Origin of the sequence: Phyllobacterium sp. P30BS-XVII (genome assembly GCF_014138335.1) — a bacterium.
GTDB lineage: Bacteria > Pseudomonadota > Alphaproteobacteria > Rhizobiales > Rhizobiaceae > Phyllobacterium > Phyllobacterium meliloti.
Window position 1 is genome coordinate 595,950 of record NZ_JACGXO010000003.1, and the last position, 14,047, is coordinate 609,996.

Annotated in this window: 14 protein-coding genes; 2 read left to right on the plus strand and 12 right to left on the minus strand. The window is 56.1% G+C overall.

What is annotated here, in order from left to right; genetic code table 11:
• Nucleotides 1-141 precede the first annotated feature (141 nt).
• The 8 genes from FHW17_RS12140 to katA form a co-directional block, all read right to left on the minus strand.
• Complete coding sequence (locus FHW17_RS12140; protein WP_182509949.1) at nt 142-672, minus strand: hypothetical protein; 531 nt, start codon at nt 670-672, stop codon at nt 142-144.
• Nucleotides 673-833: 161 nt separating this feature from the next.
• Nucleotides 834-2,396: a glutamine-hydrolyzing GMP synthase gene (gene guaA, locus FHW17_RS12145; RefSeq protein ID WP_182509950.1), complete on the minus strand. Its 1,563-nt coding sequence runs from the start codon at nt 2,394-2,396 to the stop codon at nt 834-836.
• Nucleotides 2,397-2,636: 240 nt separating this feature from the next.
• Nucleotides 2,637-2,966: a type II toxin-antitoxin system HicB family antitoxin gene (locus tag FHW17_RS12150; RefSeq protein WP_182509951.1), complete on the minus strand. Its 330-nt coding sequence runs from the start codon at nt 2,964-2,966 to the stop codon at nt 2,637-2,639.
• Entirely contained in the window at nt 2,963-3,223 is a 261-nt protein-coding gene (locus FHW17_RS12155; protein WP_112530336.1) for a type II toxin-antitoxin system HicA family toxin, read from the minus strand. The genes FHW17_RS12150 and FHW17_RS12155 overlap by 4 nt, the downstream gene beginning before the upstream one ends.
• Before the next feature lie 49 nt (nt 3,224-3,272).
• The gene (locus FHW17_RS12160; protein WP_182509997.1) at nt 3,273-3,911 is read right to left on the minus strand and encodes a 5'-methylthioadenosine/S-adenosylhomocysteine nucleosidase; all 639 of its coding nucleotides are present in this window, start codon (nt 3,909-3,911) and stop codon (nt 3,273-3,275) included.
• 7 nt (nt 3,912-3,918) lie between these two features.
• Nucleotides 3,919-4,377 carry a TspO/MBR family protein gene (locus FHW17_RS12165; RefSeq protein ID WP_182509952.1) on the minus strand — a complete coding sequence of 153 codons (459 nt, stop codon included), beginning with the start codon at nt 4,375-4,377 and terminating at the stop codon, nt 3,919-3,921.
• 43 nt (nt 4,378-4,420) lie between these two features.
• On the minus strand, nt 4,421-5,710 hold the full coding sequence (locus FHW17_RS12170) for an RsmB/NOP family class I SAM-dependent RNA methyltransferase (RefSeq protein WP_112530332.1): 1,290 nt from the start codon (nt 5,708-5,710) through the stop codon (nt 4,421-4,423).
• Between the two features lie 114 nt (nt 5,711-5,824).
• Nucleotides 5,825-7,321, minus strand: a complete 1,497-nt coding sequence (gene katA, locus FHW17_RS12175) for a catalase KatA (RefSeq protein WP_112530330.1) — start codon at nt 7,319-7,321, stop codon at nt 5,825-5,827.
• 146 nt (nt 7,322-7,467) lie between these two features.
• Between katA and FHW17_RS12180 the strand changes: the two genes are divergently transcribed.
• Nucleotides 7,468-8,397 (plus strand): hydrogen peroxide-inducible genes activator, encoded by a 930-nt coding sequence (locus FHW17_RS12180; protein ID WP_112530328.1) that lies wholly within the window; start codon nt 7,468-7,470, stop codon nt 8,395-8,397.
• 601 nt (nt 8,398-8,998) lie between these two features.
• Here FHW17_RS12180 and FHW17_RS12185 read toward each other — a convergent pair.
• Together FHW17_RS12185 and FHW17_RS12190 are read right to left on the minus strand one after the other, a co-directional pair.
• Complete coding sequence (locus FHW17_RS12185) at nt 8,999-9,424, minus strand: MAPEG family protein (protein WP_182509953.1); 426 nt, start codon at nt 9,422-9,424, stop codon at nt 8,999-9,001.
• 55 nt (nt 9,425-9,479) lie between these two features.
• Entirely contained in the window at nt 9,480-10,379 is a 900-nt protein-coding gene (locus FHW17_RS12190) for a LysR family transcriptional regulator (protein WP_182509954.1), read from the minus strand.
• A gap of 105 nt (nt 10,380-10,484) precedes the next feature.
• Here FHW17_RS12190 and FHW17_RS12195 point away from each other — a divergent pair, with 105 nt between their 5' ends.
• The gene (locus FHW17_RS12195) at nt 10,485-11,543 is read left to right on the plus strand and encodes an SDR family oxidoreductase (protein ID WP_182509955.1); all 1,059 of its coding nucleotides are present in this window, start codon (nt 10,485-10,487) and stop codon (nt 11,541-11,543) included.
• A 332-nt stretch (nt 11,544-11,875) separates the two neighbouring features.
• Here the strand turns inward: FHW17_RS12195 and FHW17_RS12200 are convergent, their stop codons facing one another.
• Nucleotides 11,876-12,415 carry a DinB family protein gene (locus FHW17_RS12200; RefSeq protein WP_182509956.1) on the minus strand — a complete coding sequence of 180 codons (540 nt, stop codon included), beginning with the start codon at nt 12,413-12,415 and terminating at the stop codon, nt 11,876-11,878.
• Nucleotides 12,416-12,431: 16 nt separating this feature from the next.
• Nucleotides 12,432-13,937, minus strand: a complete 1,506-nt coding sequence (guaB, locus tag FHW17_RS12205) for an IMP dehydrogenase (RefSeq protein WP_112530320.1) — start codon at nt 13,935-13,937, stop codon at nt 12,432-12,434.
• Nucleotides 13,938-14,047 lie beyond the last annotated feature (110 nt).

The following is a 14,047-nucleotide window of genomic DNA, read 5'->3' on the forward strand; positions in this document are numbered from 1 at the left end:
GTGGATTAACAATTATGGACTAATTAGTCAATAACTTGCAGCCATCCCCCTTCACTATCGATCACATCCACTCATATCGAGCTTGTTCTGAATGATTGTGGCGGGGCAACAGTCAATTATCTCGACTCGGTCGACCGGCCTTCAGTTGAATTGGATAATGCTGTTCAGGTTGGGATTTGGATTTACCGCGGCACGGATTCGGGCAGCCACGTTCGGCGCCACGGTTTTCAAATAGTTTGGATTCTGCATGTAAACCCGAATGGCTTCCGCCATCAATTCTGCCTGCGCGTCGGCGCCGAAACAGCCCCTCTGTTCAGGCCCGAAGTCCTGATATTCAAGCCTATCCGATGGATCAACATCGCGATTAACCTGTCTTGCTTTATTCAGCTCGGGATTGTTGCAATCATTGTACACGTGCCGAAGTTCATCGTTGATATCGTCCTGATTGATCGCCGATATCATTTCATCCGAGTCATTGCGGCACGGCTGGCCCGCTTTGTGGTCTATGATGTGTCCTAGCATATGGACCCAAATACTGCTGACTGACTCGGCATCAAATTGGTGCAAACAATCAAGTTGCCGCCGAAAGGGGCAGTTAGGGAAGAGGTATTGACCTTCGGCAGATTCAAAGAACGCGCGGATGTGCTCCCCCTGCGCATCATCGTTTGCCATACTCTTGCTCCGTGTTGAACACCCCGAACAGCACCAGATAACTCATCACTCGACCTAACGAATTAAGGTGCTTGTTGAATCTCGTCGATTACTCTCATCAGCGGACTGATCGCTCCTCAATCATTTTAAGAGACGTGCGCTTCAGAAGACAACCGACAGCCTCACTCCCACTCGATTGTACCCGGTGGCTTCGACGTCACGTCATAGACGACGCGGTTGATGCCCTTGACTTCATTGATGATGCGGGTTGCCGCCTGACCGAGGAAGCTCATATCGTAGTGATAGAAATCCGCAGTCATGCCATCAACAGACGTGACCGCACGCAGGGCACAGACGAACTCATAGGTTCGGCCATCGCCCATGACGCCGACGGTCTGCACCGGTAGCAACACAGCAAAAGCCTGCCAGATCACATCATAGAGACCGGCCTTGCGGATTTCATCGAGATAGACAGCATCGGCTTCACGCAGGATTTCCAGCTTGTCGCGGGTGATACCGCCGGGGCAACGGATGGCAAGGCCGGGACCGGGGAACGGATGACGGCCAATAAAGCTATCGGGCAAGCCGAGTTCCTTGCCGAGAACACGTACTTCGTCCTTGAACAGTTCGCGCAATGGCTCAACCAGCTGCATGTTCATGCGTTCAGGCAAACCGCCGACATTGTGGTGTGACTTGATCGTCACCGAGGGGCCGCCGGTGAAGGAAACACTTTCGATCACATCAGGGTAAAGCGTGCCCTGAGCGAGGAAATCCGCACCGCCAAGCTTCTTGGCTTCCTCTTCGAAGACTTCGATGAAAAGACGGCCAATGGTCTTGCGCTTCTTTTCCGGGTCGGATTCGCCTTCCAGCGCGCCGATGAAACGATCCTGCGCATTCACCAGAATGAGCGGCAGGTTGTAATGCTCGCGGAACATGGCAACCACATCGGCGGCCTCGTTCTTGCGCATCAGGCCATGGTCAACGAGGATGCAGGTCAGCTGGTCGCCGACAGCTTCGTGGATGAGCAATGCCGCAACGGAGGAATCGACGCCGCCTGACAGCGCGCAGATGACTTTCTTGTCGCCAACCTGTTTGCGGATCGCAGCAACCGCCTGTTCGCGATAGGCGGACATGGTCCAGTCGCCCTTGATGCCAGCAATGCGATGCACGAAATTCTGCAAAAGCTTGGCACCATCAGGTGTGTGTACGACTTCCGGGTGGAACTGTACGGCGTAGAATTTCTTGGCTTCGTTGGCGATGGCGGCGAAAGGCGCGCCCGTTGATGTGCCGACAACCTTGAAACCATCAGGGATGGACACAACGCGGTCGCCATGGCTCATCCAGACCTGATGCCGTGTCCCCTTGGCCCAAACGCCATCGAACAGGGCGCATTCTTCCTGAATATCGAGGAAGGCACGACCGAACTCGCGATGATGGCCGCTTTCGACCTTGCCGCCAAGCTGCGCGCACATGGTCTGCTCGCCATAGCAAATGCCCAGAACCGGGATGCCAGCATCAAACACACCCTGCGGCGCGCGTGGGCTGCCGATATCGACAGTGGAATGCGGGCTGCCGGAAAGAATGACCGCTTTCGGCTGAATACGCCTGAATGCTTCGTCTGCGGATTGGAAAGGAACGATCTCGGAATAGGCACCAGCTTCGCGCACGCGGCGTGCAATCAGCTGCGTTACCTGGCTGCCGAAATCGACGATGAGGACTGTATCGGGATGAGTGGGAGTGTTCATGGCGGGCCTTTAAAGCAATTGCTGAGTCGATGCAATGGGTCACTCCACCACACATCGATGCCGATGTGATTTGTTCACAATTTGGGTGGGACTGGTGTGGCGCTTGGCGGTGAAACCCCCTCTCCGTCATCCTCGGGCTTGATCCGAGGATGACGGAGAGGGGTTGTCTTTGAATCCTCACTCTCCCTCATGGTTGTTATGTCAAACCACGAACCCAAACACCCAACACAAAACCCAATATCAGCGCAAAGACCGCTCCAGCGTTGCGACAACCCATTTGTTGAGACTTATCCCTGCCCGGCGTGCAGCGCTGGATATGGCCTTGTGCAGCACAGGTTCGGTGCGAACGACAAACTGGCCGGAAAATGGTTTCTCAGGCTCTTCACCACGCACCGCACAAAACGCCAGATAATCTTCAATGGAATCGGCCAGCGCCTGTTTCAGTTCAGAAGCGGATGTTCCCTGAAACGTTATGACATCGCGCAAGTTGATGACCTCACCATGAAAGAGGCTCGCATCTTCGTCATATTCTATAATTGCTTCATAGCCCTTGTAGTGCATCGTGCTCATGGTCTTATCTCCGCTTCCAGCAGAAAACGTCTCACCGATTTCACTGCCCCTTTATCCGTTTCCTTTTGCGGGTGGGGTCGATGAAACACCGCACGAATGCCGTTCAATGCAATTCGCACCCGCGATCCCTGCCCTTCCGTGATCTCTCCTCCACAGGCGAGGATGAGAGCTTCAATATCCCGCCACCCAATACCGGCATGAACAGGTTCGGCAAAAATGGCGGCAAGCGTCGCCTGATGCTTTCTGTTAAGCTTCATATAATGATATCACTTTTCAGTATCAATAAAATAGCTAAAAGTTTAAATATCAGAGAACGATCTTCCCACCCTCAATAGCTTCCCCCATAGCCCCCACAACTATAGCCAGCTTTTCATCAATCACGTGCAGATATTCGGTCCAATCATCAACATGGCGCAGTTCCGCCGCGCCGTCGGAAATGCCGCGCAGTCCAATCAGCGGCAAGCCGAAACGCTGACAGGCGCGCAGGATGGCAAACGTTTCCATCTCGACCATATCCGCATCGATCAGGTCGTAGGCGCTGCCCGACACAATGTTCGCGCCGGTTGAAAGCGATGCTTCCTTCACACCCGGAATACGCAGTGGCAAAGGCACGATCACCGGCAGATCGAGAAAGGGCGTTGCACCCTTGGTAAAACCAAGCGGTGAGGCATCCATATCGCGATAGGACACGCTTGTTGCCTGATAGACTTCGGTCTGCTCCAGCGTGCGCGACCCGGCAGAGCCGAGGGAGACAACAAGATCAGGAACAATGCCGTCCTTTTCCAGCGCCGCAAGATTGGCGGCGAGGCTGACGGCAGCTTCGACCGGACCGACGCCGGTGATCAGCGGCCGGAACAGCTTTTGCAAATGCGGCCCATATTCCGCATCCACGGCCATGACAAAAAGCACCTGCTTGCCACCAATTGCGGCCAGTTCATAGGGCAAACTCATATCAGCCTACCGGGTTGAGCAGATAAAGCGACACATTCAACAGTGTGGCAAATGCCACCCAGAGAAGGTAGGGAACGAACATGATCGCCGACGGCCGCTCCGCTTCCCACGTCACCCGGATGAAGCCGATGATCGAAACCAGCAGAAGTGCGATCACCAGCAGCGCCAATCCCATCTGCTGGAAACCGAAGAAGGTTGGCGACCACAGAAAATTCAGGACCATCTGCGCCCACCAGAATCGCTGGGCGGATGTCAGGTCAATATCCCAGACCCGCCAGCCGGCGATGGCAATAAGAACATAAAGAATGGTCCAAACCGGCGGGAAAATCCAGTTGGGCGGATTGAAGGAAGGTTTTGCCAGACCGGCATACCATTCGCCCGGCAGCGTTATATAGCCGATGGCGAGACCGCCACCGATGGTGAGCACGAGAAACAACAGAAATCCTACAGACCGGGACATGGGTAGACCTTTCCTGCCGACAGTGTCGCGGATGGTTGTACCGTTATTTCTCGCGTCTGAGAACTGAAATGAAGAAGCCATCTGTCGACGTGGATAATGGCGACAGGATCGTGCTGCCATCCTTGAAGAGCGGGCCGAGATTATCGCTTGCCGATACGGCTTCCTGCCAGAGCGGAGCAGTATCCACGGACGCATAGCCGGGATTGGCGGCAAGGAATGAAGCGACCTGTTTGCCATTCTCCGGCGCAAACAGCGAACAGGTGATATAAACCAGCCGCCCGCCCGGCTTCACATAGGCCTTGGCCGCATCAAGCACTTCGCGCTGTTCCACTTCGCGCCGTTCCAGCTGCTGTTCGCTCAAACGCCATTTGGCATCGGGCCTGCGCCGCCATGTACCTGAACCGGTGCAGGGGGCATCAACCAGAACGAGATCCATCTGACCTTCAAGCGGGTCTAGCTCGCTGATATTGGCATGGGCCTGCGCATTGCGCACCCCTGCCCGCTTCAGACGGTCGAAGATCGGCGCAAGGCGGGCGCGCTCCGCATCATAGGCATGAATCTGTCCCTTATTGCCCATCTGGGCGGCAAGGGCGAGCGTTTTGCCACCGGCACCGGCGCAATAATCCAGAACCTGTTCGCCCGGCTTGGCATTACTAAGCTTTGCCGCGATCTGCGAGCCGAGATCCTGCACCTCGAAAAGACCGCGCTGGAATGCGGGCTCCGCCTGTACATTCGGGTGGCGGCCCATGGCACGCAGAGGCGGAACGCGCACAGCGGTTTCAAGCAGCGGTGCCGCATTGGCTCCGGCACGAACCAGTTCCTTCAGCACCTTCTCGCGGTCGGCTTTCAGTGTGTTGACACGCAAATCCACCGGCGGGCGGTCGCTGAGTGCAGCGGCTTCACCAACCCATGCATCGCCGAAAATCGCCTGAAAATGCGGGATGGTCCATTCCGGCACGTCAGCGCGGATATGATCCGGTGCGTCGGCAAGGTCACGCGCCTGCCAGATCGCCATGCGGTCAGCTTCCAGCGGTTCGGGCGCAAACTTGTCGCCCTCAAGCGCGGCGTTGATTTCATCAATAACCAGTTCGGCGTCGGACAGGAGCACACCAAAGGCGATATGGCGGGCTGCATCGCTGTCCATGCGCCAACCCAGCGACAATTTACGGCGCAGGGCATCATAGACGATATTGCCGATAACAGCGCGATCCCCCGCACCGGCAAAGCGGTGCGACAGGCCCCAATCCTTGAGCGCATCGGAAGCCGGGCGTTTGCGGGTCTCTATATCATCAAGTACTTCGATTGCCGCCTGCAGGCGTCCGCCAAGTCGCATGGAAATTCCTTCGTTAAATCTACCGGCATCGCATACATGGCAAAGCCAATAAAAGAAAGCCGGAGCGTGATGCTCCGGCTTTCACTTTACTCAACAAAATACGTTCAGCCGTGTTTACTCGGCTGCGGCGTGCTTTTCTTCGTTGGAAATTGCATTGGCTTCATAACCATGCGCTTCCTTGAGTGCGGCACGCACACCAGCTTCATACTCAGGATGAACCAGCTTGAAGTGAGCCAGCTGGCGCTCAATGATAGCACCGGGAACGCCGCCCATTGCCGCCGCGATGTTGGAGAACAGGCGCGAACGCTGACCGGCATCGAACAGATTGAACAAAGCCGTTACCTGACCATAATCATCATTGCCGATACGATGGTTGTAACGGTCCGCACTGCCTGACAGGGCCAGTGGCGGCTCTTTTGCCGAAGGCTGCTCGACAGCACCGGAGAAGCTGTTGGGCTCGTAATAAGCATCCACATTGCCGGTCTTCTGGCCAAAGAAGTTCATCTGGCCATCCTTGTGGTAGTGATGCACAGGGCATTTTGGCTGGTTAACCGGCAGAGCTTCGTAATGTGTACCGAGGCGATAGCGATGCGCATCCGCATAGGAGAACACGCGTGCCTGCAACATCTTGTCTGGCGAGTGGCCAATGCCGGGAACAACGTTTGACGGCGAGAAGGCTGCCTGTTCGATCTCGGCGAAATAGTTGTCGGCGTTGCGGTTAAGCTCCATGACACCGATTTCGATCGGCGGGAATTCGCCATGCGGCCAAACCTTGGTCAGGTCGAACGGATTGTAGGAGGTCTTCTCAGCGTCGGCTTCGCTCATGATCTGGACCTGAACGGTCCATTTCGGGAATGCGCCGCGTTCAATGCCGCCAAACAGCTCTTCCTGATAGGTTTCGCGTGACTTGCCGATGAGGGTTTCCGCTTCCGCATTGGTATAATGCTTATGGCCCTGCTGGGTCTTGAAGTGGAACTTGACCCAGAAACGTTCGCCCTGATCATTCCAGAAGGAATAGGTGTGCGAGCCGTAGCCGTTCATATACATCGGCGCGACCGGAAGGCCGCGATCCGACATCAGGATTGTAACCTGATGCAGGCTTTCCGGCGACAGCGACCAGAAATCCCACATGGCGGTGGCCGAACGCATATTGGTGCGCGGATGACGCTTCTGCGTGTGGATAAAGTCAGGGAATTTCAGCGGATCACGGACGAAGAACACGGGCGTGTTGTTGCCAACCAGATCCCAGTTGCCTTCGCTGGTGTAGAATTTCAGCGCAAAACCGCGCACGTCGCGCTCGGCATCGGCAGCACCAAGTTCACCAGCAACGGTTGAGAAACGCAGCAGCAGCGGTGTTTCGGTACCTGGCTGCAGCGCCTTGGCCTTGGTATAGCGGGAAATGTCGCCAGTGATCTTCAGCGTACCGAATGCGCCCCAGCCCTTGGCGTGAACAACACGTTCCGGGATACGTTCACGATTCTGGTGAGCAAGCTTTTCAAGCAGCTGGTAGTCGTCCAGGAGAACAGGGCCGCGTTCGCCAGCAGTTCTCGAATTCTGATTGTCTGATACCGGCGCACCGGCAGTAGTTGTCAACGTCGGACGGTCAGCCATTGGCTTCTCCCTTGAATTTCGTGTTCTGACACTATTTCAGAATCGCAGGGCACCATGGCCCACTGCGAACTCGCCACTACCATAGAACTATTCCAATCATAGTTTCCAATTGAATTTAGAATTATTATTGATAGGATTTGGTTATCATGTTTTCAGTCCGGCAAATGCGCTATTTTGATATCCTCGCCACCACATTGCACTTTCGCAAAGCGGCGGAACTTGCGCGTATTTCACAACCCGCTCTCTCGGCGCAGATCGCCGAAATGGAACAGCGCCTCGGGACAACCCTGTTTGAGCGGACGCGCCGCACGGTCGTGCTGACCGATATGGGCAAACGGCTTCTGCCACGGGTTCGCGGTATTCTGAACGGGATACGTTCACTGGAAGAACTCGCCTCGCAGCGGCGCGGCATTTTGCAGGGGCGCCTGCGGCTGGGGATCATCCCGACCATCGCGCCCTATCTGTTGCCGATTCTCATCCCGGAATTGCGGGCAACCTATCCTGATTTGACCATTGAACTGCGTGAGGCGGTGACATCGAAACTGGTCGAAGATTTGCGTCTCGGCGACCTTGATGCGCTGATCGCCGCCCTACCGATCGACAGCGAAGGCGTGGTTGCCAAACCGCTTTTCCGGGATCGCTTTCTCATTGCCACCTCAAGCAATGATATCGACATTCTCACATCGCCCATGACGCAGGAAAACGTGGCGCTGGAGCGCCTGCTGCTGCTGGAAGAAGGCCATTGCCTGCGCGATCAGGCCCTGGCAGTCTGCACCAGCGTCAAGCAACGGCAACTGGTCAATTATGGTGCCACCAGCATGGCAACCCTGTTGCAGATGGTCAGCCATGGCATGGGCCTGACGCTGATCCCCGAGATCGCCGTGCGCACGGAAGCCAGCCGCAACAATGTCCGCATTATTGCTTTTGCCGATCCGGAACCTTCGCGGGAGATTGGCCTGATCTGGCGCAGGCAAAGCGAGCGACGCGATGATTTTGAAGCTCTTGCCACCACGATCATCGATTGCGGCCAGCGATTGCTGATTTCAGCCGATGAGTTGGATGATTTGGCTGCCTGAGGGGATTGGGGAGTTGCGTGGTTCGTGGTTCGACAAGCTCACCATGAGGGAGAGTGTGATGCAAGGCTAACCGCAAAGATTGCAGAATATAGCTCCCGACATCTCAGTCCTCTCCGTCATCACCTCAACCCACTCCGTCATCCTCGGGCTTGACCCGAGGACCCACGACAAAGGGGAAGGAAGGAACGACTACAATTTTAGTACTTCTCGATCATGGTCCTCGGGTCATCCTCGGGTTAAACCCGAGGACTGAGGATGACGGAGTGCGGTAGGTTGAAGGCTGTCAAGTTCTGCAATATTGGTGATCTGCAACGTTGGTGATTAGCGTTACATCCACCCAAGCCCCTCATGGTTGTTATGTCGAACCACGAACCGGCGGCATTCACCCCCCTCTGTCCTGTCGGACATCTCCCCCACAAGGGGGGAGATCAGCTGTATTGCCGCCTTTTCACAACAGGAAACATTTCAGATTGTGCAAGATTGCATTGAAGGCTGATCTCCCCCTCCGAAGGACGGGCGAGACCCGTGGCTCGCCCCGGCAGTCCGACAGGACAGAGGGGGGTGAACTATGAAACCGCTTTCTCTACCAGTGACTCTACGTCTAAACCGTGGCAGGTATCGCCAGATGCAGCGCGAGCATGACCCAGAGAACACCGTTGAGAATATAGCCAATGGTGAAAATGGGCTGGCGAAGTTTCAAACTGTTTGACGTGACATGCACGAATGTGTGGGCAATGCGTGCCGCCACGAACAGCCATGCCACGATAACGGCAACGAATGATGCGCCGTTGACCACGTAAAGTGAAATGCACACGGCGTAGAACAACACGGGCAATTCATAGAGATTGATCAGATTGCGGATCACCGTAGCGCTGGCCTCTGGCTCTTTCACGGGCACCTTGAAATCGCGCGCCGATGCCTGCCCGCTGCTGACAGCTGCCATCCGGCGCAGGAAAACCAGCCCGTAAACAATGTAGATCAGTGCCGTCAGAGCGATCATTGGCCAGAAAATTGCTGTTTGCGACATGGTTTCCTCCATCGTTGACGCATCTTACGTCTACGTTCATTTTTTCCGCAACCTGTCAATTCAGACCGGGAATTTCCGTCAGACTTGCGGCGAGATGATCAACAAAGGCGCGCACCTTGCGTGGCAGAAATTGCGCCGACGCATAGACCACATGCACATCCATCGGCGCATAGCCATAGGCGGGCAGAACCCTGACAAGACTGCCCTCGTCAAGAAATTGCCGGATCAGCGGCACCTGCGCTCCGCCAATTCCCAATCCTGCGCACAGGGCCTGATTGAGCACAAAGGCATTGTTGGCGAGAAAGCTGGATTTAACCGGCACTGTGATCGCACCCTCAGGACCAATCAGGGGCACCGCCTCCCCCTGAGGCGACCAGATGAACCTGACATGCGGGTGCTCTGACAATTCCTCTGGTGTTGAGGGATTGCCGTATCGTGCAATGTAACCGGGCGAAGCAACGAGAATGCGTTCGAACATGGCAAGTTTTCGTGCCACAAGCCCCGATGATGCCAGCGCGCCGAAGCGAATGGCGACATCGACACCCTCGGCCACCAGATCGGCAAAGCGGTCATCAAGGATGAGTTCGACGGTCAAATCCGGATGTTGCCGCTGAAAATCGATGATGACAGGCGCCAGATGCATCTGGCCGAACCCAACCGGTGCATGAACACGAAGATTGCCGCGAATGGCTGTGGCAAAACCGGCCACCTCCTCTTCTGCCTCCTCAACCGTTTGCAGGACATGCCGCGCCCGCTGGTAATAGGTCTCGCCGCTTTCCGTCAAGGCCAACTGGCGGGTCGAGCGGTGCAGAAGCCGCATCTTGAGGTGGCGTTCCAGCGCAGCCACCTGCTGGCTGACTGCAGGCTGTGTGAGGCCAAGTTCCCGCGCCGCAGCCGACAGTGAGCCAAGCTCCGCCACCCGCACAAAGGTCTTCATCGCTGTGAACCGGTCCATGCATCACCTAAAAGATATCCTTATGAATGATATCATGATGGCTCGCCTACGCAAACAACTTCAAATGAATGATGATTACAGCAGCAAGAAAATGGAGCTGTTGAAATGACGGAGAATATCAAGAAGGCCGTGATCGTGGGTGCCAACGGCATCATCGGCGGCAATCTCATCGCCCATCTTAAAGAACTTGGCGACTGGGAGATTGTGGGGTTATCGCGGCGGGGCGGTAAAACGGAGGGCAGGCTCAGCCATATCGCAGTTGACCTGCTCGACGCTGCAGATGCCAAGGCAAAGCTCGCGCACCTGACAGATATCACGCATATCTTTTACGCGGCCTATCAGGATCGCCCGACATGGGCCGAACTGGTGCCGCCGAACCTTGCCATGTTGGTCAATGTGGTGGGTGCAATCGAGCCTATCGCACCAGCGCTTCAGCACATCAGTCTGATGCAGGGATATAAGGTCTATGGTGCGCATCTTGGCCCGTTCAAGACCCCGGCCCGGGAAAGCGACGCCAATCACATGCCGCCGGAATTCAACATCGACCAGCAGGATTTCCTTGAAGCCTTGCAGAAGGGCAAAAGCTGGACATGGTCAGCGCTGCGCCCCTCCGTGGTGGTTGGATTTGCATTGGGCAATCCGATGAATCTTGCATCGGTGATCGCTGTCTATGCCTCGATGTCGAAGGAACTTGGCATTCCCCTGCGTTTTCCGGGAAAACCGGGAGCCTATGACAGCCTGCTTGAAATGACCGATGCCGGACTGCTCGCCCGGGCAACCGTGTTTATCGCCACCAATCCGGCCAGCGGCAATCATGCCTATAACATCAACAATGGCGACCTGTTCCGCTGGAGTGAGATGTGGCCAAAAATTGCCAAATTCTTTGATCTCGAAGTTGCCCCGCCCCTGCCGATGTCACTGAATGTGGTGATGGCTGACAAGGAACCGCTGTGGGACAGTATGATCAGGAAACACGGTCTCGCCGTCGCGCCCTACAAGGATGTTTCCTCATGGGGATTTGGCGATGCGGTGTTCAGCTGGAATTATGATTTCTTCGCCGACGGCACAAAACTGCGCCGCGCCGGATTTCATGAGTATGTCGATACGGAAGAAATGTTTTTGCGCGTTTTCAGCGATTTGCGGGAGCGGAAGATTATTCCGTAAAGCTCGATTGTTGATAAGGGATCGGTATTGCAATGCCGGTTGTGCATGGTTCACCCTTCGACAGGCTCAGGAAGCTCACCATCAGGGAGAGTGTAGGCTGCAATGATAATCGCCAAGATTGAGGAAAAATGCAGAATTTGACTCCCCGCAACCCACCTCTCTCCGTCATCCTCGGGCTTGACCCGAGGACCCACAATTTAAAACACCGAGCATCTACGTTCGTTTGAACTTCTTAACCATGGGTCCTCGGGTCAAGCCCGAGGATGACGGAGTAAGTGGGTTGCAGAGTGTTACATCCTGCAACGCAAGCGATTAGCGTTACAGCACCGCTCTCACTCCGCAAAAGGCTCACCCTTCCGTCGGGGCAAATCATAATTCAGGAAAAACTCGTCGAGCTGCGGCGGGGGCACGTTTGTTCCCGCCAGCATGGCATGGGCCTGACCGCGATGATGGATCTGGTGGACGAACAGATGCGACAGGACAAGCTGTAAGGGTTCCTCAGAAACTGCGCCGTCATGCCATTCGATGGATATGATCCGGTTGAGATCGGATGCGCTCAGGCTATCGCAAAAGGCGACAAGCTCCGTATCGAAAGCATCCTGCGCCTTTTTCAGATCAACGAGTTTGGGATAAGGGATGTCGCCGACGAGACTGATATTCTTGCGCCCGATACCTTTGATGTCGGCCATATAGATATGGTCAACGATAAGATTGTGGTTGAGCGTCATCTGGATCGATGGGAAGAAGCTCGTCCGCTCCTGCGCAAATTCCGCATCGGTCAGCCCTGCACAGGCACCAAGCAGCCGATTGTTGGACCAGGCGCTGTTACGCGCCATGGCCGAGAAGTGGTCGCGGAGGGCGTTGTCAGACATGGCCTCCGCGCCTTTGTCAGTTGCCGCCCGGATAGTTCGGGCTTTCGCGGGTGATTGTCACATCGTGGGTATGGCTTTCGCGCAGACCCGCATTGGTGATGCGCACGAATGTTGCCTTTTCGCGGAACTCTTCAAGGTTCTTGGCGCCGACATAGCCCATGGAGGCACGAAGACCGCCAGCAAGCTGGTGCAGCACGCCCGATACCGGGCCCTTATAGGCAACCTGACCTTCAATGCCCTCTGGAACCAGCTTCAACTCGTCGCGCACCTCAGCCTGGAAATAACGATCTGCGGAACCGCGCGCCATGGCGCCAACCGAGCCCATGCCGCGATAGGCTTTGAACGAGCGGCCTTGATAGAGATAGACCTCGCCGGGGCTTTCTTCGGTGCCTGCAAGCGCAGAACCGGCCATGGCAGCGGCAGCACCGGCGGCAAGCGCCTTGGCGAAATCACCAGAATATTTGATGCCGCCATCGGCGATGACAGGAACGCCTGATTTGTGGGCCGCTTCAACCGCCGACATGACAGCCGATAGCTGCGGTACGCCAACACCGGCAACGATACGTGTGGTGCAGATGGAGCCGGGTCCGATACCGACCTTGACCGCATCAGCGCCCGCATCGATCAGCGCCTGTGTGCCAGCAGCCGTCGCCACATTACCGGCGATGATGCGCACGGCATTGGACATCTTCTTGGCACGGGTGACTGCATCAAGAACACGCTGTGAATGGCCATGGGCCGTATCAATAACGAGAACGTCGACACCGGCAGCAATCAGCCGCTCAGCGCGCTCGAAACCATCTTCGCCCACGCTGGATGCGGCGGCAACGCGGAGGCGGCCCTGCGCATCCTTGGCAGCGTTCGGGTTAAGCTGCGACTTTTCCATATCCTTGACGGTGATGAGGCCGACGCAGTGGCCTTTGGCATCAACAACCAGCAGTTTTTCAATGCGGTGCTGGTGCAGAAGGCGCTTGGCTTCCTCGTGCTGAACATTGTTCTCGCGCACGGTGATCAGGTTTTCGCGCGTCATCAACTCGTAAATCTTCTGCGACGGGTCCGAAGCAAAGCGCACATCGCGGTTGGTCAGGATACCAACGAGACGGCCGGGCTTGCGGCTGCCTTCGCCGCCATTCTCGACGACGGGAATGCCCGAAATGCCATGGGCACGCATCAGTGCCTGCGCATCGGCAAGGGTTGCATCCGGACCGATGGTCACGGGATTGACGACCATGCCGGATTCGAACTTCTTGACCTGACGGACCTCTTCGGCCTGCAATTCAGGGGAAAGATTGCGATGGATGACGCCCATGCCGCCAGCCTGCGCCATGGCGATGGCGAGCCGCGACTCGGTGACGGTGTCCATGGCTGCGGAGAGCAGCGGCAGGTTGAGTTCAATATCGGGAGCAATACGGGTGCGAATATCGGTCTGGCCGGGCATGACCTCGGAGTGACCTGGCTGAAGCAGAACATCGTCAAATGTCAGTGCCAGCGCGCCTGTCGCGGATTCTACGATTTTTGCCATAACCAATTCCTTAAAAAGCGACAAGCGCACCACGATGGCGGTGCGCCGAGTCAGTAATGTTCAGGTGAATTGGCACGGGCTGGTAACATGGATATGTCGGTTTGGAAAGG